This is a genomic window from Alkalibacter mobilis (genome assembly GCF_015594845.1).
In the GTDB taxonomy this organism is placed as follows: Bacteria; Bacillota; Clostridia; order Eubacteriales; family Alkalibacteraceae; genus Alkalibacter; species Alkalibacter mobilis.
On the sequence record NZ_JADNRK010000016.1, the window covers coordinates 1 to 21961 of the forward strand.

The 21961-nt window shown below is 41.2% G+C and carries 20 protein-coding genes, 1 tRNA gene and 1 other RNA gene; 21 read left to right on the forward strand and 1 reads right to left on the reverse strand.

Annotation, left to right across the window (positions count from 1 at the left end; translation table 11 throughout):
* Window positions 1-388: 388 nt before the first annotated feature.
* Window positions 389-479: transfer RNA gene (locus IWB18_RS08595), tRNA-Ser, on the reverse strand.
* Between the two features lie 110 nt (window positions 480-589).
* On the opposite strand from IWB18_RS08595, the gene IWB18_RS08600 reads away from it, so the two are divergent.
* The 21 genes from IWB18_RS08600 to nadD all read left to right on the forward strand — a co-directional run bounded on the left by IWB18_RS08600 (window position 590) and on the right by nadD (window position 21960).
* Window positions 590-985 (forward strand): hypothetical protein, encoded by a 396-nt coding sequence (locus tag IWB18_RS08600; protein WP_195683220.1) that lies wholly within the window; start codon window positions 590-592, stop codon window positions 983-985.
* Between the two features lie 124 nt (window positions 986-1109).
* Window positions 1110-1372: signal recognition particle sRNA large type (ffs, locus tag IWB18_RS08605), an RNA gene on the forward strand.
* Between the two features lie 134 nt (window positions 1373-1506).
* Window positions 1507-3099, forward strand: coding sequence for a DNA polymerase III subunit gamma/tau (gene dnaX, locus IWB18_RS08610; protein WP_195683221.1), 1593 nt, complete (start codon window positions 1507-1509; stop codon window positions 3097-3099).
* A 21-nt stretch (window positions 3100-3120) separates the two neighbouring features.
* Window positions 3121-3459 carry a YbaB/EbfC family nucleoid-associated protein gene (locus IWB18_RS08615; RefSeq protein WP_195683222.1) on the forward strand — a complete coding sequence of 113 codons (339 nt, stop codon included), beginning with the start codon at window positions 3121-3123 and terminating at the stop codon, window positions 3457-3459.
* Window positions 3460-3488: 29 nt separating this feature from the next.
* Window positions 3489-4088: a recombination mediator RecR gene (recR, locus tag IWB18_RS08620; protein ID WP_195683223.1), complete on the forward strand. Its 600-nt coding sequence runs from the start codon at window positions 3489-3491 to the stop codon at window positions 4086-4088.
* A 107-nt stretch (window positions 4089-4195) separates the two neighbouring features.
* Window positions 4196-6163, forward strand: a complete 1968-nt coding sequence (uvrB, locus tag IWB18_RS08625) for an excinuclease ABC subunit UvrB (RefSeq protein WP_195683224.1) — start codon at window positions 4196-4198, stop codon at window positions 6161-6163.
* Window positions 6164-6177: 14 nt separating this feature from the next.
* Window positions 6178-8994, forward strand: coding sequence for an excinuclease ABC subunit UvrA (gene uvrA, locus IWB18_RS08630; RefSeq protein ID WP_195683225.1), 2817 nt, complete (start codon window positions 6178-6180; stop codon window positions 8992-8994).
* A 29-nt stretch (window positions 8995-9023) separates the two neighbouring features.
* Window positions 9024-9509: a hypothetical protein gene (locus IWB18_RS08635; protein WP_195683226.1), complete on the forward strand. Its 486-nt coding sequence runs from the start codon at window positions 9024-9026 to the stop codon at window positions 9507-9509.
* Window positions 9510-9619: 110 nt separating this feature from the next.
* A complete protein-coding gene (gene tig, locus IWB18_RS08640; protein WP_195683227.1) occupies window positions 9620-10906 on the forward strand; it encodes a trigger factor in 1287 nt (428 codons plus the stop codon).
* 30 nt (window positions 10907-10936) lie between these two features.
* Window positions 10937-11521, forward strand: coding sequence for an ATP-dependent Clp endopeptidase proteolytic subunit ClpP (gene clpP / locus IWB18_RS08645; RefSeq protein WP_195683261.1), 585 nt, complete (start codon window positions 10937-10939; stop codon window positions 11519-11521).
* 24 nt (window positions 11522-11545) lie between these two features.
* Window positions 11546-12817: an ATP-dependent Clp protease ATP-binding subunit ClpX gene (clpX, locus tag IWB18_RS08650; RefSeq protein ID WP_195683228.1), complete on the forward strand. Its 1272-nt coding sequence runs from the start codon at window positions 11546-11548 to the stop codon at window positions 12815-12817.
* A 162-nt stretch (window positions 12818-12979) separates the two neighbouring features.
* Window positions 12980-15337, forward strand: a complete 2358-nt coding sequence (gene lon / locus IWB18_RS08655) for an endopeptidase La (RefSeq protein ID WP_195683229.1) — start codon at window positions 12980-12982, stop codon at window positions 15335-15337.
* Entirely contained in the window at window positions 15334-15942 is a 609-nt protein-coding gene (yihA, locus tag IWB18_RS08660) for a ribosome biogenesis GTP-binding protein YihA/YsxC (protein WP_195683230.1), read from the forward strand. The genes lon and yihA overlap by 4 nt, the downstream gene beginning before the upstream one ends.
* A gap of 101 nt (window positions 15943-16043) precedes the next feature.
* Window positions 16044-17135 (forward strand): tRNA epoxyqueuosine(34) reductase QueG, encoded by a 1092-nt coding sequence (queG, locus tag IWB18_RS08665; protein ID WP_195683231.1) that lies wholly within the window; start codon window positions 16044-16046, stop codon window positions 17133-17135.
* Between the two features lie 12 nt (window positions 17136-17147).
* The gene (locus IWB18_RS08670) at window positions 17148-18602 is read left to right on the forward strand and encodes an Rne/Rng family ribonuclease (protein WP_195683232.1); all 1455 of its coding nucleotides are present in this window, start codon (window positions 17148-17150) and stop codon (window positions 18600-18602) included.
* 112 nt (window positions 18603-18714) lie between these two features.
* Window positions 18715-19038 (forward strand): 50S ribosomal protein L21, encoded by a 324-nt coding sequence (gene rplU / locus IWB18_RS08675; protein ID WP_195683233.1) that lies wholly within the window; start codon window positions 18715-18717, stop codon window positions 19036-19038.
* Window positions 19039-19042: 4 nt separating this feature from the next.
* Complete coding sequence (locus tag IWB18_RS08680; protein ID WP_195683234.1) at window positions 19043-19366, forward strand: ribosomal-processing cysteine protease Prp; 324 nt, start codon at window positions 19043-19045, stop codon at window positions 19364-19366.
* Between the two features lie 15 nt (window positions 19367-19381).
* On the forward strand, window positions 19382-19669 hold the full coding sequence (rpmA, locus tag IWB18_RS08685; protein ID WP_195683235.1) for a 50S ribosomal protein L27: 288 nt from the start codon (window positions 19382-19384) through the stop codon (window positions 19667-19669).
* Window positions 19670-19726: 57 nt separating this feature from the next.
* Window positions 19727-21007, forward strand: coding sequence for a GTPase ObgE (obgE, locus tag IWB18_RS08690; protein WP_195683236.1), 1281 nt, complete (start codon window positions 19727-19729; stop codon window positions 21005-21007).
* 23 nt (window positions 21008-21030) lie between these two features.
* Window positions 21031-21336, forward strand: coding sequence for a ribosome assembly RNA-binding protein YhbY (gene yhbY, locus IWB18_RS08695; protein WP_195683237.1), 306 nt, complete (start codon window positions 21031-21033; stop codon window positions 21334-21336).
* A 15-nt stretch (window positions 21337-21351) separates the two neighbouring features.
* Window positions 21352-21960 (forward strand): nicotinate-nucleotide adenylyltransferase, encoded by a 609-nt coding sequence (gene nadD / locus IWB18_RS08700; RefSeq protein ID WP_195683238.1) that lies wholly within the window; start codon window positions 21352-21354, stop codon window positions 21958-21960.
* Window position 21961 lies beyond the last annotated feature (1 nt).

The following is a 21961-nucleotide window of genomic DNA, read 5'->3' on the forward strand; positions in this document are numbered from 1 at the left end:
GGTCAATTCACAACGTTAATTTTTTAAGATTCAGCATACTTTAAGATTAGGATTGGTTAATCTTTGCACCTCAAGGTGGGTCAGTATTAACCATTAATCCCGGGTCAGTTTTAAGTATAAATCAACAGATGTGAAAACATGTTGGGTTCTCTTTCTCGTGCAGTGCACGCTGTGTAATCCAGCGGTGACAGATTTCACCAATCAAGGATAGGTTGAGCAAAGAATCCTACCTAGTCCTGCCACTACCGTTGCCAGTGTTTGGACATCGTGCCGGCCAAAGTGGATTTACCACCTTGTCTAAACGGCACTCACCCCCTTGGGGTTCAAATCCCTCTCAGAAAACTGTGAATATAAAAAACACCCTTTCGGGTGTTAACGTCAAAATTAATGGCGGAGAGAGAGGGATTTGAACCCTCGGTACGCTTGTGACGCACACACGCTTTCCAGGCGTGCTCCTTCGGCCGCTCGGACATCTCTCCTTGTTGGTTGTCGCAGAATATTATTATACATAGGTATATCCTTAATGTCAATCCCAATGGTATAATTGTGTTGGAAATCAGGATTAAAAAACCATTTAGGAGGAGTTCAGATGTCTTTGATCAAAAAAGTTCAAATTGGCATTCATTTTTTTGTGGGGTTGGGTGCGTTGTTTGGCGGGTATACTGCAATTTCTGACCCAACGGGTAAATCTATAGGTTTAGATGCTGAGGTGGCTTTAAGGTATGGGCCGTTTGACGATTTCTTGATCCCTGGTTTGTTCCTGTTTGTAATAATTGGTTTGGGGAATTTATTCGTTGGGTATTTAGGTATTGGAAAAAGCAGGTTATTTTCATTTGCATCCTTTGCTCAAGGAGCGGTATTGGTTTCATGGATAGTGATACAATGTTTGATTCTTGCTGATGTCAACGTTCTTCATGGAATATTTTTTGTCATTGGAGGCGGCATGGTGTTTTTCGGTGCAAAAGAAATGCTGTCAAAGAAATAGAACAATGGACGCTGGTTGATTGCTACGGATTTTTCTTGCAATTTGAGATTTATATGGTACAATTCTTATGTGGCGTAAGCCGCCGGTATAGTTTGTGACCCCTAGGGGTTTACATACATTTTTGCCGTGCTAGATGGGGAGTTAGCGGTGCCCTGTACCTGCAATCCGCTACAGCAGGATTGAATTCCCGTCAGAGGTTGTTTCAATGAATGTTCGTTTCGTCTTAAGTGGTGTTGAGAGTTGGGCCCTGTGCAATAGATACTTGTGAACCCCGTCAGGTCCGGAAGGAAGCAGCGGTAAGCAGGGATTCTATGTGCCGCAGGTCTACCTGGCTTGAGCCAACTGATTCGGTACGCTTCATTGGGACATTCGAAGACGGGTGCACGGCTTTTATTTAAAGAACTCGAGAAGTTCTTTTTTTGTATTTAAGGGAAAGAATAATTCAAATACATTTAAGGAGCTATTAACCTTTGGATGTTATAATGTTATAATATTTTCAATAGTTGACAAGGAGCGGATTGATGGATTACATAGCTTTATACAGAAAGTACCGTCCAAAAACCTTCAGTGACATGATTGGCCAGGGGAACGTAGTGTCGATCTTGAAAAATCAGATCATCATGAATAAAATAGCTCATGCATACTTGTTCAGTGGGACCAGGGGGACAGGCAAAACTTCGGCTGCCAAAATATTCGCAAGGGGAGTAAATTGCCCTGAATCTGTAGACGGAGAACCATGCAACAATTGCAAGACCTGTCTGGAACTTGAATCCAACAGTGTGATGGATATAATTGAAATCGATGCAGCCAGCAACAGGGGCGTCGACGAAATCAGAGATTTAAGGGACAAAGTCAAGTATATGCCGGCAGTTGGCAAATACAAGGTCTATATTATAGACGAGGTGCACATGCTCACGGCAGAAGCATTCAATGCGTTGCTTAAAACTCTGGAAGAGCCACCGCCTCACGCAATTTTTATATTGGCGACCACTGAACCCAATAAACTTCCGGCTACCATATTGTCAAGATGTCAGAGATTCAACTTCAAGAGACTCACTGCGGATGAAATCAAGAGTCGAATGACTTACGTTGCCAATGACGTCGGGATCCAGATCGAAGAGGAGGCTTTGGAACTTATTGCAAAAAATGCAGACGGCGCAATGAGAGATGCCTTGAGCATATTGGATCAATGCATAGCCATAAGCAGTGATAGTCTGATAGAATATGAAGAGGTCAAGGCGACACTCGGGATAACGGATAACGAAATCGTATATTCCATGATTGAAGCGGTATTGAATAAAGATGCGACAAGGGCCCTGGAAAATCTCGAGTCTGCATATAATGCGGGAAAAGAAATGACACAGCTGATACATCAACTTATTGCAGGGTTCAGGGATGTTTTGATCTACGGAATAACCGACGACTCAAATTTAATGATGGAGCTGAAAGACCAAAGTCTGAATTTGTTCAAGGATATAAAGTCGCTTGATCTTGATCTGATCGGAAGGATCATAGAGATACTGGCGGACAGAGAGAATAAACTTAAATACACATCATTACCCAAGATACTTATGGAAGTTACATTGATAAGATTGTGTACCCTAGAAAATAGCGGCAACAGAGAATTGGAAAGGGATCGATCAATTAATAGCCGATCTGATTTCAGTAAGGATAACAACAAAAGAACAAACATCGGACACAATATAAATGAAAACCGAAAACCCTATGCAACAGACAAACCTGTTGCAAAAAACAAGGGAGTCACAGGGAATCCGGATAATATCGAGTCAAATCCATCGAGTTCCAAAAAACTTTCAAAAGAGGAATATCAGTCATTTTTGAAGCACATCAGCAAAGAGAAGAAAATTGCGGGTATGTCCCTGAGTGTTGGAAAACCAAGTATAACTGATGCTGTTATAACTATATCTTTTGCAGAATCTGAAGATTTTCACTATACAAATGTTCTCAATGAATCGGATTATCTGCAAGCGGAAGCAAGAAAAATATTCGGAAACGATGTAAAAATCAAATTTGTATTGTCAGCCAGTGATGATTATCTGGTAAAGGAATTGCCGATAGATCTTTTTGGTGAAGACAAGGTTGAATTTAAATAATTATCTTAGGAGGAAATTAACATGGCAAGAAATAAATTCCCGGGTGGAGCGGGCAACATGAACAACATGATGAAGCAGGTACAAAAAATGCAGCAGGAAATGCAAAGAGTACAGGCTGAAGTACAGGAAAGAGAAGTGGAGGCTACAGCAGGAGGGGGCGCCGTCAAAGCAGTTGCAACCGGTAAAAAAGAGTTGGTTTCAATAAAAATCGATCCTGAAGTAGTTGATGAAGACGATGTCGAAATGCTTGAGGACATGGTCCTTGCAGCTGTAAATGAAGCACTGAGAAAAGCTGAAGAAATGGTATCTCAGGAAATGGGAAAAGTTACAGGTGGAATGAATATTCCAGGATTGTTTTAACGGCAAATAGAACTTTTCAGAGGTGAAAAATGGACTATTATTCAGATTCTTTGACTAAATTGATAAACGAACTTTCAAGACTTCCCGGAATAGGGAACAAAACCGCTCAAAGGCTGGCCATGCACTTGCTGAAGGTTCCCAAAGAAGAGTCAGAAGCCCTGGCTAATTCAATAATCGAAGCAAAAAATAAGGTGAGATACTGTAAAATATGTTTTAATATAACTGATAAGGAAACATGCAGGTTTTGCAGCGATGAAAAAAGAGACGAGAAGACTATTTGCGTGGTTCAAGAACCCAGGGACATAATAGCCATTGAAAAAACCAGGGACTACCGGGGAAAATATCATGTGCTCCAGGGTGCCATCTCTCCGATGGACGGGATAGGGCCCAACGACATTAGGATCAAGGAACTTCTCGTCAGACTGCAGGAAGTGGAAATCGATGAAGTAATAGTTGCCACCAACCCAACCATTGAAGGTGAGGCAACGGCCATGTACCTATCCAAACTGATAAAACCTTCGGGTATCAAAGTGACCAGGATAGCTCACGGAATCCCCGTAGGTGGAGATTTAGAGTATGCCGACGAGGTGACGCTGGCAAAATCTTTCGAAGGCAGACACGAAATATAACAGGACAATAACGACACTTAGCGACTCCGCCCGAATAAACACAAGGACGGAGTCGTACTTTTAAGTCATGGATTTTGGATTCCATGTTGTAAATTAGGGGTGAAAATATGAATAAATTTGTAGTCACTTCGGATTACGAACCGAAGGGCGATCAGATAAATGCAATTAAAGAGCTGGCAAAAGGATTGGAAGACGATCTGAAATATCAAACTCTTCTGGGAGTAACCGGTTCAGGAAAGACATACACCATGGCAAAGGTAATTGAAAAAGTTCAAAGACCCACATTGATACTGGCACACAACAAAACGCTGGCCGCCCAGTTGTATAGTGAGTTCAAGACTTTTTTTCAGGAAAACGCAGTTGAATATTTTGTAAGTTATTACGATTATTATCAGCCTGAGGCATACGTGCCCCAGTCGGACTTATATATAGAGAAAGATTCTTCAATAAACGATGAAATCGACAAACTCCGCCACTCAGCTACTGCAGCCCTGTTTGAGAGGCGGGATGTGATAATAGTTGCAAGTGTATCTTGTATTTACGGTCTGGGTAGCCCGATCGACTATGAAAATCTTGTGGTTTCCTTGAGACCGGGCATGGAAAAGGACAGAGACGAAGTAATAAGGAAATTAGTTGACATTCAATATGCAAGAAATGACATGAGTTTTACCAGGGGAACTTTCAGAGTCAGAGGGGACGTTCTGGAAATTTTTCCGGCTGCCTCCAGCGATAGTGCAGTTAGAGTAGAATTTTTTGGTGATGAAATTGAAAGGATAACTGAAATAGATGTTTTGACGGGTGAAATCAAAGGCGTCAGAAATCATATATCCGTATTTCCCGCGTCTCATTATGCGACCACTGAAGAAAATCTGAAGGTTGCCATAGATTCCATAAGAAAGGAACTTTCGGAAAGACATCAGGAGCTTTTGGATGAAAATAAATTGGTGGAGGCACAAAGACTTCTCCAACGTACAAATTATGACATGGAAATGCTGAAGGAAATGGGATTTTGCAATGGAATAGAAAATTACTCCAGGCACATCACCGGACTTCCGCCGGGCAGTCCACCTTTTACTTTGATAGATTATTTTCCGAAAGATTTTCTGTTGATCGTGGACGAGTCTCATGTTACCATACCGCAGGTCAGGGGAATGTATGCCGGAGACAGGTCTAGAAAGCAAAACCTGGTGGATTACGGGTTTAGGTTGCCTTCTGCATTAGACAACAGACCTTTGAATTTTCAAGAATTTGAAGGAAAGATCGATCAGGTGATTTTCACCACTGCTACACCCGGCCCATATGAGAATGAAAAGAGTCAGAAACTGGTGGAACAGATCATCAGACCAACAGGGTTGGTGGATCCGGTGATCATGGTCAGACCTACAGAGCATCAGATAGACGATTTGATAGGAGAAATCAACAAAAAAATTGATAAAAAACAGCGTGTGCTGGTGACCACATTGACAAAGAAAATGGCGGAAGATCTATCTGACTATATGAAAAACGTTGGAATTAAAGCAAAGTACCTGCATTCCGACATAGATACGCTTGAAAGAATAAAGATCATAAGGCAATTGAGATTGGGTGAATTTGACGTATTGATCGGCATAAACCTGCTTCGAGAGGGTTTGGATATACCAGAAGTGGGCTTGATTGGAATTTTGGATGCGGACAAAGAAGGTTTTTTAAGGTCGGAAACTTCACTTATTCAAACCATAGGCAGAGCGGCCCGTAATGTAGATGGTATCGTAATAATGTATGCCGACAAGTTTACGCCTTCCATGGACAAGGCTATAGGCGAGACTGAAAGAAGAAGAAAAATCCAGGAAGCTTACAATAAAGAACATGGGATCACACCTCAGTCCATTTCAAAAAAGATACATGACGAAATTCATGCGACTAAAGCGGCAGAGGAACAGGCTGGGTATCAAACCATAGAGGAAGCCATGGAGACCGGAGAAAAAACCATAGAGGATCTTCAGGAAGAAATGATGCTTGCGGCGGAAAATCTGGAGTTTGAAAAAGCTGCAAAGATTAGGGATCAGATAATCAAGATCCAAAAATCAAAGGGCTGAGAAAGGAAAAACAAATGGACAGAATAAATATAGTTGGCGCTAAAGAGCACAACTTGAAAAATATAAATATTACGTTGCCCAGGGATAAATTTATAGTGTTTACCGGTTTGAGCGGTTCAGGAAAATCATCTTTGGCATTTGACACCATATACGCAGAGGGACAGAGGAGATACGTAGAATCACTGTCTTCTTATGCCAGACAATTTTTAGGGCAAATGAACAAACCGGACGTAGATTACATAGAGGGACTTTCTCCGGCGATTTCGATAGACCAAAAGACTACAAATAGAAATCCAAGATCCACTGTAGGTACCGTAACGGAGATCTATGACCACTTGAGACTTCTGTACGCCCGAATGGGTATTCCACATTGTCCAAAGTGCGGGAAAGAAATATCGTCTCAATCGGTGGATCAGATTGTTGAGTCAGTTCTGAACCTTCCGGAAGGTGAAAAGTTTCTGATACTGGCACCGATTGTCAGAGGGGAAAAGGGTCAGCATAAGAAGCTTATTAACGCCATAAAGAGAGACGGATTTATAAGGGTGGTGGCAGACGGAGAGTTATACGACCTTAATGAAGAAGAAATTGAACTGGACAAAAACAAGAAGCACAATATTGAAATAGTGGTGGACAGGCTCAAAAACAGGGAAGGCATATCAAAGCGGTTGACCGATTCGATAGAAACTGCACTGAAACTTGCAGACGGTATGGTATACATCGATGTTGTAGACGGAGAAAGACAGATCTACAGCGAAAAATTTGCCTGCCCCGATTGCAACATAGCCATAGACAAGCTGGAGCCCAGAATGTTTTCTTTCAACAATCCCTTTGGAATGTGTACGCACTGTAACGGCCTGGGTAGTCACAAACAAGTTGATCCCGATATGCTCATAAGAGACAAAAGCCTTTCCATAAACAAGGGTGCATTGAATTTTTTCGGTGCAAGTGATGAGAGCACATATTACAATGCGATAGTTTCGGAATTGGCCAGGCTTTATGATTTTTCGATGGACGAACCTATCGGGGATGCTCCTGAAGATTTTATGAATGCTTTACTCTACGGTGATGAACGTCCGCTTAATATAAATTTCAACTCATATTTTGGAGGTTGGAAGGAACGAGAAGTTTATTTTGAAGGTCTTATAAACAATATGGAGAGAAGATACAAGGAATCTTCGTCAGATTACATAAGAGACAAGATCGAAAAATACATGTCGGACACCCCGTGTAACGTATGCAAGGGAAAAAGACTTAATGAAAATAGCCTTGCTGTGACGATAAAGGGAAAAAACATCATAGAGACAACAGATTTATCCATAAGTGAATGTTATGGATTTTTCGACAAGATCCAGTTGACACCCAGGGAAGCAATAATATCTGAACAGGTATTGAAAGAGATAAAAAGCAGGATCAAGTTTCTCATGGATGTAGGTTTGGATTACCTTACATTGTCCAGAAATGCGGGTACTCTTTCAGGAGGCGAGTCACAAAGGATAAGGCTGGCCACGCAGATAGGATCAGCACTGGTAGGGGTATTGTATGTATTGGACGAACCCAGCATAGGCCTTCATCAAAGAGACAACAATAGACTTCTTGCCACACTAAGGAATCTTACCAATTTGGGCAACACTCTAATAGTGGTTGAACATGATGAAGATACCATAAAAGAAGCAGATCACGTAGTGGACATCGGCCCCGGTGCAGGGATCCATGGGGGAGAGATCATTGCTGAAGGAACCTGGGAAGAAATCATGAAAAACAAAAAATCAATTACCGGCCAGTACCTTTCAGGGGAGAGATCCATTCATGTTCCCGAAAAAAGGAGAGAAGGAAACGGTGAATTCATAGAAATCATCGGCGCCGCTGAAAATAATTTAAAAAATATCAACGTGAGTATCCCATTGGGCAAGTTCGTTGCAGTCACGGGTGTTTCCGGTTCAGGAAAAAGTACACTGATCAATGAAATTTTGTACAAGGGTGTAAATCAAAAGATAAACAGATCTTGGACAAAAGTTGGGAAACACGAAGAGATAAGGGGGATCGAACACGTAGATAAAATAATCGACATCGATCAATCACCCATAGGGCGAACCCCAAGATCGAATCCTGCTACTTACACGGGTGTGTTCGATTTTATCAGAGATCTATTTTCCCAGACGCCTGAAGCAAAAACAAGAGGTTACAAAAAAGGACGATTCAGTTTCAATGTGAAAGGTGGAAGGTGCGAAAACTGCAGCGGAGACGGTATCATTAAAATCGAAATGCACTTTCTTCCCGACGTGTACGTTCCATGCGAGGTCTGCAAAGGAAAGCGTTACAACAAGGAAACCCTTCAGGTCAAGTACAAAGGAAAAAACATATCGGAAATTTTGGAAATGTCGGTGGAAGAGGGGGTTGACTTCTTTCAGAATATCACCAAGATCAAAAACAAGCTCCAAACTCTATACGATGTTGGCTTGGGATACATTAAACTGGGGCAACCATCCACTCAGCTATCCGGCGGAGAAGCACAAAGGATCAAACTGGCTACAGAATTGAGCAAACGGGGGACGGGAAAGACATTGTACATATTGGACGAACCGACTACCGGACTTCACATGGCAGATGTGGACAAGCTTATAACTGTTTTGAACAAGCTGGCTGATGCAGGAAATACCATAGTGGTAATCGAACATAATCTGGATGTAATAAAAGTAGCGGATCATGTGATCGATCTGGGCCCCGAGGGTGGATTCAGAGGCGGCAATGTGATAGCTGAAGGAACGCCTGAAAAAATTTCAGAAAATAACGAATCATTCACGGGACAATTCCTTAAGAAGATGTTACAATAGTTGACACTGTATCTTGGGAGGATCAATAAATGGAAATGAATAATATTGGTGAAAAATTAAAAAGTTTTGTCGCTGCAAAAAAAGTATGGGTGGTAATCGTTGTTGCAGCATTGTTGATATCGGCTGCAGTGATGGCTCCTATGATTATCAACAGAATCAAGTTCAACGAATTGGGACTGGAAAAAACAAAAAGCGTAACATTTTTGACTTATTCGAAAGATCCGTTCAGCTCAAGCGTGATTTCTTCTAAAATTTTGGGAAGCAAGGGCAAAAGTCTTGAGCTTTCCAAAGCAGTTATGAACGGTCGGATCCCTCTGTACAAAAAGGGCACAAAGGGAAGAGAACTGCTGTTTTTCCATCTTAAAGACGGGAAAAGTGTCAGTGCTTACGTCGATGGCGAATGGCTGGGATTCAATTATGGAAGATTGTGGATAGAAGCGGAAGGGTTGGATACCTATTACAAGTTGATGGAAGAAGAAGAATTGGTTGAGATAAAAGAATTGACTTACGAATAAACATAAATCCTGAGGTTTGATTTTTCAAAGCCTTATATGATATAATGTTTTGGTTAACGCTGTTGATTAAGAAGAAATATATACAAATATATAAATTTAGGAGGATTATTATGGGTTCGAGTGTTGAAAAAATCGAAAAAAGTGTAGTAACGATGAAGATAGAGGTTTCTGCCGAGGATTTCAAAAAAGCCGTAACTAAAGCTTATCAGAAAAACAAGGGCAAATTCTATATCGACGGATTCAGAAAAGGAAAGGCACCACAAAAAATTATTGAACAAAGATATGGGAAAGAAGTATTTTATGAGGACGCTCTGGATTTTGCATTTCCTGATGCTTATCTGAAAGCCATCGAAGAAAACAAGATAGATGCGGTTTCCAGACCATCGATGGAAAGTATCGACAAGATCGGAGAAGACGGACTTGAAATGACCATTTCAGTTGCGATCATGCCGGAAGTGGAATTGGGAGAATACAAGGGATTCGACCCGGGAGATCTTGCTTATGAACCGACAGAGGAAGACATAAATGTAGAAATCGAGAAAATGCAGGATCAGAATTCAAGATTGGTTTCAGCAGCTGAAGGAGAAAAAGCAAAATCAGGGGACACTGCAATAATCGATTTTGAAGGTTTCAAGGACGGAGTTGCTTTTGAAGGCGGCAAAGCTGAGGACCACAGTCTTGTTCTTGGAAGCGGAATGTTCATCCCCGGTTTTGAAGATCAATTGATAGGAACTGCTAAGGGAGATGAAGTCGAAGTAAACGTGACATTCCCTGAAGAATACCAAGCTGAAGATTTGGCCGGACAGGATGTTGTGTTCAAAGTTGCAATAAAAGACATCAAGACAAAAGAAGTGCCGGAACTTGATGATGAATTTGCAAAAGACGTCAGCGAATTCGATACTTTGGAAGAACTAAAAGAAGACTTGAAGAAAAAAATCAAGGACGACAAGGAAAAGGAATTGTTGGAGATCGCAAAGGTAAAAGCTGTTGATGCAGCTGTTGAAAATGCGAAAATGGAGATCCCGGATCAAATGATTCAAGAAGAAGTAGACAAATCTTTGCGTGACTTTGAATATCAGCTTAAGATGCAGGGTATAAGTATGGAAGACTACTTTACATACACCAACATGAGTGAAGAAACTTTGATTGGACAAGTCAAAGAAGATTCACACAAGAAACTTTCAAGAGATCTTGTTTTGACCAAAATTACAGAGACTGAAGTAATCGAAGCTTCAGAAGACGAAATCACAGCAGAAATCGAAGAACAGGCAGCCATGTACAATATGGATGTGGAGAAGTTCAAAAGCACTGTTACAGAAGATCAAAAGAAGTATTTTGCCGACTCTGTAAAAAGAAAGAAAACCATTGAGTTTCTTGTAGACAATACAAAAAAATAATAAATTAACGTGAGGAGTGATTTTATGGAAATGAATTTAGTACCTATGGTAGTCGAACAGACCGGCAGAGGTGAAAGGTCATACGATATATACTCCAGATTGCTTAAAGAAAGAATTATTTTCCTAAATGGAGAAGTAAATGATGTAAGTGCAAGCCTTACAGTGGCGCAACTCTTGTTTTTGGAAGCTGAAGACGCTGACAAGGATGTACAAATTTACATCAACAGTCCCGGTGGTTCAATAACTGCGGGAATGGCTATATACGATACAATGAATTTTATCAAGTGTGATGTATCCACTATTTGCATAGGGATGGCGGCTTCCATGGGAGCATTCCTGCTTGCAGCAGGTAAAAAGGGAAAAAGATACGCCCTTCCAAACAGCGAAGTCATGATACACCAGCCATTAGGCGGTGCTCAAGGCCAGTCTGTAGATGTGCAGATATATGCCAATAGATTGATAAAAACTAGAGAAACGATCAATAAAATTTTAAGTGAAAGAACCGGTCAGCCAATTGAAGTGATAAACAAGGATACTGACAGAGACTTCTTTATGTCTGCTTCTGAAGCGAAGGAATACGGCATAATCGACAAGGTGATTACCTCAAGAAAATAGCAACCGGTTGCGAGAGGTGAAATAATGTCAAAAAATGATGACGGTAAACAGCAGATAAGGTGTTCTTTCTGCGGAAAGACCCAAAGCCAGGTCAAGCGTATGGTGGCTGGACCCGGAGTATACATATGCAACGAGTGCATAGAACTTTGCCAGGAAATTATCGAAGAGGAGTTTATTCCGGATCAGTTCTTTGAAATGACAGATGTACCTACTCCGCAGGAAATCAAGAATTATCTGGATGAATACGTGATTTCCCAGGAAAGAGCAAAAAAATCTCTGGCTGTGGCAGTTTATAACCATTACAAGAGAATCAACCTGAAGGAAGAGTCGGAAGACGTTGAAATCCAAAAAAGCAATATACTTCTTTTAGGCCCGACGGGCTCGGGAAAGACTCTGTTGGCACAAACATTGGCTAGAATGCTCAATGTACCATTCGCCATCGCAGATGCCACTTCGCTGACGGAAGCCGGCTATGTAGGTGAAGATGTGGAAAACATCTTATTAAAACTGATCCAGGCTGCTGATTACGATATAGAGAAAGCTCAGCGGGGGATAATCTACATAGACGAGATAGACAAAATCGCAAGAAAGAGCGAGAATCCATCCATAACAAGAGATGTAAGCGGAGAAGGAGTTCAACAGGCTTTATTGAAGATCCTTGAAGGGACTACGGCCAATGTACCACCCCAGGGTGGAAGAAAGCATCCACATCAGGAATTTCTTCAAATCGACACTACAAATATCCTATTCATAGTAGGTGGGGCATTTGACGGTATCGAAAGGATAATCTCCAAGAGGACCGGAAACAAGGCCATGGGTTTCAATGCTGAGATAAAAAGCAAAAAGAATTTTGATTCCAGTGCACTGTTGAAGCAGATAGAACCGAGAGATCTTTTGCAATTCGGATTGATACCGGAATTTGTTGGAAGGATCCCGGTTATTACGACCTTGGAACCGTTGGATGTCGATGCGCTCATAAGGATATTGACTGAACCTAAAAATGCGCTTCTAAAACAATATCAAAAGATGCTTGAAGCTGACGGCGTTGAACTGGTTTTCGAAAAAGATGCGCTTAAGGCAATAGCCCAGAAGACCATCAAGCATGAAACTGGAGCCAGAGGATTAAGAGGCATCCTTGAGAATTTGATGCTGGATGTAATGTACGATATCCCTTCAAAAAAGGATATTGTAAAATGCGTCATTTCCAAGGATACCGTGAACAAGGGGAAAGAGCCACTTTTGGTTTACAAAGACAAAAAAGACGACAAGGACGCCAACGAAGAGAGCGTATCCTGACAATTTGAACTGCAAGATTAAAAGCAATCATGCCTAATGATTGCTTTTTCTTTAAAATTCCTTTAAATGTAAATTTAATTTGATGACTCGATTGAAAAAAACATATACAATGGTATAATGATTAAACCACAATAACCTTAGCGAAAGCGGGGAGGAGAAATAATGAACAAACCTGATACGCAAATAAATCCTATACATTTGGATAAGATCGATGAACTTCCTCTCATTCCACTGAGAGGATTGATCCTTTTTCCTGAAATGATCATCCATTTTGATGTAGGCCGAGATAAATCCATAAAAGCTTTGGAGGCAGCCATGACCCTAAATCAAGAAGTGGTGCTGGTTGCACAAAAAGACTTGGAGGTGGAGGACCCTAAACCTGAAGATATCTACCCGATAGGGACTAGAGCCACCGTGAAGCAGTTGTTAAAGATGCCGGGCAACTTGACCAGGGTTCTGGTTGAGGTTCAAAACAGGGTTAAAATTGAAGAATATCTAAGTCAGGAACCTTATTTTGAAGTCAAGGTGGAGGATGTTTTACCGATGCCGGTACAAAACAAAGAAACCAAAGCCTTGATGCGCATGGTAAGACAGGCGTTCCTGGAATATATAAACCTTACCAGAAAAGCCACGCCTGATTTGATGATGGGTATTGAAGGCATTGACAGTCCCGATGAATTGGTGGACATGGTAGGAGCAAATCTTCTACTTGAGATTGAAGAAAGCCAAGACATACTTCAGGAAATGCACCCGATAACCAGATTGGAAAAAACATACGAGTACCTTGTCAAGGAACTTGAACTATTGGAAATCGAGAAAGATATCGACGACAAAGTAAAAAACCAAATGGACAAGCAGCAAAAAGAGTATTTTTTGCGAGAACAGATAAGGGTCATTCAGGAGGAGTTGGGAGAAGGCCACGGCGGTGCTACAGGAATCGTGGAAACCTATCTAAAAAAACTCTACAAGTTGAATTTGGCGGACGATATAAAGAAAAAGGTGGAAGACGAGATCTTCAAACTGAACAAGATACCTTCAGGAAGTTCTGAAGCGGGTGTTGTTCAAACATACGTTGAATGGGTTTTGGATCTGCCATGGAACAAGGAAACAAAAGAAACCATCGATATTAAAAAGGCTAGAGAAATTCTTGACAAGGATCATTACGCTTTATACAAGGTAAAGGAGAGGGTGCTGGAGTATCTGGCAGTCCTGAAATTGTCAAATCAGTTGAAAGGACCCATTTTGTGTCTGGTGGGGCCGCCGGGAGTCGGCAAGACTTCCATAGCCAAATCCATAGCCAAAGCTTTGGGAAGAAAATTTGCAAGAATGTCTCTTGGTGGGATGAGAGATGAAGCAGAAATCAGAGGGCACAGAAGAACTTACGTTGGAGCAATTCCAGGTCGCATAATATATAACATGAAGCAGGCTGGAAGCAGAAACCCGTTGTTCCTTCTGGATGAAATCGACAAGATGAGCCAGGATTTCAGGGGAGACCCTGCATCTGCACTGTTGGAGGTTTTAGATCCCGAACAAAATTCCACATTCACGGACAATTACCTGGAGCTTCCATTCGACTTGTCAAAGGTCATGTTCGTCACCACGGCGAATACGGTTTCCACAATACCCAGACCATTGCTTGACAGAATGGAAATAATAGAAGTGTCTGGATACATTGAAGAGGAAAAACTGAATATTGCAACAAAATACCTATTGCCAAAGCAATTGAAGAATCACGGATTAAAAAAGAGCAATATAAGCATAAGCGACGAAACAATCCGGGATGTTATAAATTATTACACAAGGGAGTCTGGAGTCAGGGAACTTGAGAGACAGTTGGCCAGGATCTGCAGAGTTGTGGCGAAAGAAATCGTTGAAGAAGATAAAAAGCGCGTTACAATAAACCCCAAAAACATAGAAAAATTCCTAGGTCTGAAAAAATTCAGATATGAAAAAGTTGAAGGAGAAGCAGAAATCGGATTGGTGAACGGCCTTGCGTGGACGTCTGTAGGTGGAGATACTTTGCAAATAGAAGCTGTATCCATGCCTGGGAAAGGCACTCTGGATCTTACGGGACAACTTGGAGATGTTATGAAGGAATCTGCAAAAGCCGGAATAAGCTATATAAGATCCAAAGCGGCGGAATTCGATCTGGACCCGGACTTTTATAAAAACCTGGATATACACCTGCACGTCCCGGAGGGAGCCATACCCAAAGATGGTCCTTCTGCTGGTATTACCATGACAACTGCACTGTTTTCGCTTTTGACCAAAAAACCGGTGCCGCAAAACCTGGCTATGACCGGAGAAATAACCTTGAGAGGACGAGTCCTTCCCATAGGAGGGGTCAAAGAAAAACTTCTTGCAGCGCACAGAGCTGGGATAACCAACATAATCATACCCAAGGAAAACGAGAAGGATCTTGAAGAAATCCCAGGAGATATCCTTGAAAAGTTGACTATCAATACGGTGTCTTCCATGGAAGAAGTTATCAAGATAGTGTTTGGCGGTAGCAAAAAATGAAAATAAACAATGTAAGCATTATTACCAGTGCCGTCAGACCGGAACATTATCCTGAACACGATTTGCCGGAGATACTGCTTTTGGGAAGATCTAATGTGGGCAAGTCCTCTTTCATCAATACCATCATAAATAGAAAGGCTTTGGCAAGGACAAGCTCCCAACCCGGAAAAACAAGAACGGTCAACTTTTACAATGTGGAAGACAGGTTTTGTTTTGTGGACATGCCAGGGTATGGATACGCAAAGGTTTCCAAATCTGAGAGGCAACAATTCAAGAAAATGATCCAAGACTACATAGAAACTCGGGACAACTTGGTTATGGTGGTCCAATTGATAGACTTCAGACACAAGCCTACCGAAGACGACCAGGCTATCAACGATTGGTTGTACGACAATGACATAGTTCCACTGGTTGTAGCGACCAAGTTGGACAAGGTCGGAAAGAATCAAAGAAGCAAGAATCTGAATCAGATAATCAAAACATTTGAGCTGGAAGACGGTTCAGACATCGTTCTATTTTCGGCGGAGACAAAAGAAGGCAAAGACACAGTAGAGAATATTATCGAAGAAGTGTTGGAAGTTCTGGAATCAGAACAGGAAGACTGAGAACTGACCTCGCCGGGGATTTTGACCTTGAGCGAGGTTGTTTTAATTTATAGCTTTCGGATATAATTAAGTATACGGGAAATTGCGGAAAGGTGATGGGGATGGATTTTTTCGAGACTGCTTTCAAGATAGCAAAAAACCATGGATTTGAAATGACCGGAGCCTATTCGCCTGAGAAGGAGACATTTTTGGCAAACAAATTTTCAGAGAGAAAGAAAAAGGGTCACATAGTCTTTTTAGGTTCCGAAAATGAAAATATAATGTTTGATCCCAAAAAATACTGGGGAAAATGCAAGTCGGTGATATCTCTTGCTTTATCGTACAATATAATTCCAAAATGCACTGAAACAAACGACTCGGGAATGATGTCGAAGGTTTCATCGGGGATCGATTATCATCACGTGATTGGAGATAAATTGAAAGCGGTTGTACGTGAGTTGAAAGACATATACCCCCATTTTGATTGTGTATTCCAGGTCGATGTGGGTCCTTTGAGCGACAGGGCGGCTGCTTGGCACTCCGGTTTGGGGTTTTATGGGAAAAACAGTTTTGTGATCAATCCTGATTATGGCAGCTGGATTTTTCTCGCACAAATACTTACTGATCAAGAATATCAACTTGAAAGTGTAAAAATCCCTGATGGATGCAAAGAGTGTAAAAATTGTATAAAAGCTTGTCCAACAGGCGCCATAAAAGAAAATTATGATTTTAATGGAAAACTTTGCATTTCATATCTTACCCAGAAAAAGGAAACGTTGACGCTGAGCGAGAGAAGAGCAATGGGCAAGCACTTGTATGGCTGCGACATTTGCCAAGAGGTGTGTCCCTATAATAAAAAGTCCAAAGAAGGAAAAGAAAAAAGTTTTTTTTCAGATTGTTCAAAAAGATATCCTGAATTGAAATACGTGCTAAAGCTAGATAAAAACAGCTATGAAAATTATTACAAGAAGACTTCGTCGGCATGGAGAGGAAGAAGATTGCTCCAGAGAAATGCAGTGATCGTCTGCGGAAATATTAGAAACAAGGAAAATCTCGAACTTTTACACCAAACCGTTAAAGATCCCAGACCTGAGATAAGATTATATTCCTTGTTCTCTCTGGCTGAATACGGGGAAGATCAAAAGCCCCTTATAGAAAGACAACTTGGGCAAGAAGATGAAGATTTTAAAATCAAATATAATGATTACAAGTGAGGGGGTGTGCCTGTGAGCAGCATAGTCATAGAAACTATAATGGGACAAAACAGGATAGCTGTGGTGGGAGACGAAAAACCCGGTCAGATAGATTATTTTTTTACAGAAAGAGAGAGCGACTGGAACAGTTACGGTGAAATCCATATGGGAAGGGTCGAACAAATAAAACCGGGCATGCAAGTCGCATTTGTAAATTTTGGAGCTGAAAAAAACGGGCTTTTGCATGTCTCCGACATTCATGGCAATTACGAAAAAATGCCCGTAGAAAAATTGCTCAAAAGCGGACAGGAGATAATAGTCCAAATCAAAAAGGAAGCAGTAGGAACCAAGGGAGCTAGATTGACTACAAAATATTGGCTGCCAGGACACTATACTGTATTGTTGCCAACTGACGACAGAGTATACGTTTCAAAAAAAATCAGACGCAAAGACGTTTCAGAAAATTTGAAGGAATTTGCCGAAAGCGTAATCCCGGAGGGAATGGGTTTGATACTCCGGACCGAAGCAAAAGACGGAACCCATGAAGTGATTCAAAAAGAAATAGAATACTTGTGTTCGAAGTGGAGAAATATAAACAGAAACATACATATGGCGCCGAAACTTTTGTACAAGGATAGAGGTCCCGTCATAAATGCCATAAGAGATTACTACACGGTCAATACAGAAGAGATCGTATTAAACAGTGAAGTTTACCTGGAAGATATAAGGGAATATTTTAAATTTTATTTTCCGGAGGACATCCACAAGATTCGTATGGCGGGAAAATTGAACATATTTGAAGAGTTGAACCTTGAAAAGCAGATAAATGAATTATATGCGAGAAAAGTATGGCTGAAAAGCGGAGGATACATAATAATCGATCATACCGAAGCCTTCCACGTCATAGATGTCAACAGCGGCAAATTTACAGGAGGCAAAGATCCCGAAGAGACGGTGCTAAAGATAAATCTCGAGGCCACTGAAACAATTGCAGATCAGATGAGGTTAAGAAACCTGAGTGGGATAATCCTCATCGATTATATAAATATCGAAAGCGAAGAAGCAAAAAAAGCGATAATTAAAAAATGGCATCAGATGTTGAAACGGGACAAGGTAAGATTCAAAGTGGTAGGGTTTACGGAACTTAGCATACTTCAGATCACAAGGAAGCAGCAAGGGAAGTCCATAGCCAACATCAACAGGCATATATGTCCGGTTTGCAACGGAACAGGGGAGATTTACAATCAAGAGGCTTTCTTCTATAAATGCCTGTCGAAGCTTGAAAGTGATATGGAACTCCTTGAACATAATATATTCAAGATATTGATAAGTCCCCACCTCAAAGCGGTTATGGATGACATTGAGTATTTTGGGACGGGTCTGACATTTAACCGAATGTTGGAAGATTTTTACGGCGTAAAGGTCAATTTGGAGGTCGACATAAACAACGAGTTTGACCAGATTTTAATTTTGCCGCAAATCGATTGACTTGAAGGGTCCAAGGTGGTATACTGTTACGGTGTATGAAGCCGCTCTGAAGAGGTTGTAACTTCCTTCGGGAGACCTATGAAGGCGAGACTGGATTGAGGAGGTGTAAGTAATGTATGCTGTTATAAAAACAGGTGGAAAGCAATATTGTGTAAAAGAAGGCGATGTTATTCAAGTTGAAAAACTGAATCTTGCTGAAGGTCAGACTACTGTAGATTTTTCTGAGGTATTGGCTGTAAACAACGGAAACATGGTGGTGGGAACGCCTACTGTAGAAGGAGCTGTTGTAAGCGCAGAGGTCCTTGGTAGTGGCAAAGGAAAGAAAGTTGTCATCTACAAGTACAAATCAAAGAAAGATTACAGAAGAAAACAAGGCCACAGACAACCGTTTACCGAGGTTAAGATCACAGGAATAAACGCTGGAAAAGCTGAGTAATATTATGATTGAATGTAATTTTCAAAGAGAAGACGGGATGATAAAATCCCTGGTTGTAAATGGGCACAGCGGCTACGATGATATCGGAAAAGATATTGTATGTGCGGCAGTGTCGACACTGACTATTTCGGCTATAAACGGATTGTTGGAATATGTTAAGCTTGACTTTTACTATAAAGTCAACGAAGACGGATTTGCTGAATTCAGGATTCCGGAAATATATGACGACAAGCAATTTATTAAAACAAAAGCCATACTGGAAACCCTTTATTTGGGGCTTAAGAGTGTGGAAAGTGAATACGAAAGTTATGTGAAAGTTGTAGGTTGAATGGAGGTGGAACCTATGTTAAAAATGAATCTTCAGTTATTTGCCCACAAAAAAGGGGTAGGTAGTTCAAGAAACGGACGTGACAGTGAGTCTAAGCGTCTGGGAGTAAAAAGAGCAGATGGACAATTTGTATTGTCAGGGAATATATTGGTTAGACAAAGAGGTACAAAAATCCACGCTGGCAACAACGTAATGCGAGGCGGAGATGATACACTGTTTGCTGTAGCAGACGGAGTCGTTAGATTCGAGAGAAAAGGAAAAGACAAAAAACAAGTCAGCGTATATCCTAAAGATGCGATGTAATTCAAATGACCACCTTCTACAAGGTGGTTGTTTTTATAAATGGAAAGAGTGGTATAAATGTTTGTAGATAGAGTCGAGATATCGGTAAAAGCCGGAAATGGCGGCCATGGTATCGTTGCGTTCAGAAGAGAAAAATATGTTCCAAACGGAGGACCGGCCGGCGGTGACGGTGGTAACGGAGGAAATGTCATTTTTAGGGTGGATCCCAATTTAAGGACCCTGATTGATTTCAGATATAAGAGAAAGCATGCCGCTCAAGCCGGTGAAGATGGCGGGAACAGCAATAGAAGCGGAAAAGCCGGTGAGGATCTGATCATAGGAGTTCCGCCGGGAACGCTTATAAAGGATAAGGAAACTGGCGGGATCATAGCCGATCTGACGGATGTTGGAGAGGAAAAGATAGTAGCCAAGGGTGGAAAAGGCGGAAGGGGCAATCAACATTTTGCAACTTCTACCAGACAGGCACCAAGGTTCGCAGAAGGTGGAACCAAGGGCGAAGAGCTGAAAGTTGTACTTGAACTAAAATTGTTGGCTGACGTAGGACTCCTTGGATATCCAAATGTGGGCAAGTCTACTTTTTTGTCGGTTGTGTCCAAGGCAAAACCTAAAATAGCCGATTATCCCTTTACCACTATTGTTCCCAACCTGGGTGTAGTAAGTTATAAGGATGGAACAAGTTTTGTCCTTGCCGACATACCGGGACTTATTGAAGGAGCAAACGAAGGAGCGGGACTTGGGCATCAATTTTTACGCCATGTGGAAAGAACTAAGATGTTGATACACATTCTTGATGTTTCAGGTCTCACAGGCAGAGATCCTTTGGAGGATTTTGAAAAAATCAACGGGGAACTTAAAAAACATAATGAAAAATTAGCTGCTAGAAAACAGATAGTTGCCTTGAATAAAACCGACCTGGTTGCTGACGCCGGCGAGTACGAAAAAATTAAGAGTGAGTTGGAAAAACGCGGATACGAGGTTTTTGTCATTTCAGCCGCAACAATGGATGGAATAGACAAGGTCATAGATCGAACCGTCGCCTTGCTGGATGAAATCGGAGAAGTGGAACCCATTTTTGACGAGGAAGAAATGGCTGAAAAAGTTTATAAATTTGAGTCAGATCAGGAGTTTACGGTAAGAAGGGAAAATGAAGCCTTTGTAGTAGAGGGAGAATTCCTTGAAAAGTTGTTGTTGTCGGTAAACTTTGAAGATTATGACTCTGTTGCATATTTCCAAAAGATCCTCAAAGAAAAAGGTGTATTCGAGGAGCTTGAAAGAAGAGGCATAGAAGAAGGTCAGACAGTAAAAATACTCGATATAGAGTTTGATTATATAAAGTGATAAACTAATGGAGGTTAACAAAAATGTTAACAAGCAAACAAAGAAGTTTTCTCAGGTCTTTGGCAGTAAATGAGCCTGATATCCTGCATGTAGGCAAGGAAGGTGTAACCGCCAACTTGGTGGTTCAGGCAAAAGATGCATTGAAAAGCAGAGAACTGATAAAAGGCAAGGTACAGCAAAATTGTCTGGAGGAAGTCAGAGATATAGCAGAACAACTCTCCAGATCTACAGATTCTGACGTGGTTCAAACAATAGGAAATAAGTTTGTCTTGTACAAGCGAAACCATATGGAACCCAAAATAGAGTTACCGAAAACCAAAAAAAAATAATTGAGGAGCATTGGAATGAAAAAGTCGAAAATAGGTATTTTAGGCGGAACATTCAATCCAATCCACTACGGACACTTGCTTCTGGCGGAATCGGCAAGAGACAGACTTGATTTGGACAAGGTTATTTTCATCCCTACCGGAAACAATCCATTGAAAACAACCGATTACGACATCGATGCCGCCCATCGCTACGAAATGACAAAAAGAGGAATTTCCGGAAATGATAATTTCGCGGTCTCAGACATTGAAGTGAAAAGAGAAGGTTACACGTATACCATAGACACGCTTAAAGAGCTTAAGAAGTCGTATCCTGATGATGACATATACTTTATTGTGGGAGCTGACATCGTATTCGAGATCGATTCGTGGAAAAGAGCAGATGAGGTATTGAAAATGATAACACTCGTAACCACGTTTCGCCCTGGTTACGATCAGGAAAAGCTCGACAGAAGAGTTGAAGAACTTCGTGAAATATACAGTACGAGGATAATGAAACTTTTTGCACCGGAAATGGATATTTCATCATCGGAAATAAGATCCAGGGTAAAACACGGTTACTCGATCAAATATCTCTTGCCTGATGAGGTGGAGAGTTACATATACGAAAATAATTTGTACAGGTAGG